This is a genomic window from Bacillus sp. EKM420B (genome assembly GCF_011065565.1).
Lineage (GTDB): Bacteria > Bacillota > Bacilli > Bacillales > Bacillaceae > Bacillus > Bacillus velezensis.
Genome location: NZ_JAAMNX010000065.1, coordinates 1 through 236, shown reverse-complemented (window position 1 = coordinate 236; position 236 = coordinate 1). Strand labels below are relative to the sequence as shown.

Annotated in this window: 1 protein-coding gene; it reads left to right on the top strand. The window is 40.3% G+C overall.

Going from position 1 to position 236, the window contains the following annotated elements:
* On the top strand, positions 1 to 180 hold a 180-nt coding region (comJ, locus tag G9F48_RS19555), incomplete at its 5' end, for a competence protein ComJ (protein WP_238785910.1).
* Positions 181 to 236: the final 56 nt, after the last annotated feature.

Genomic DNA, 236 nt, shown 5'->3' with positions numbered 1-236 from the left:
AAAAAAGCGACTGTTCCCTTTGAGGCTGTAAAAGATGGAATTGAGATTGAAAGCGTGATGTCAAAGCGGCTTTCTTTTAATATTCCGAAAGGCCGATACAGCCTTACCTGTTATTCAGTGCCTGCCGAAATATCCGATCTTCATGCGGATACGTATATTATTGATGCAGCCGCAATGTAAAAGAAAGCCCTGAGAGAATCATATTTCTCTCAGGGAACTTTTATAAACTTTTACCG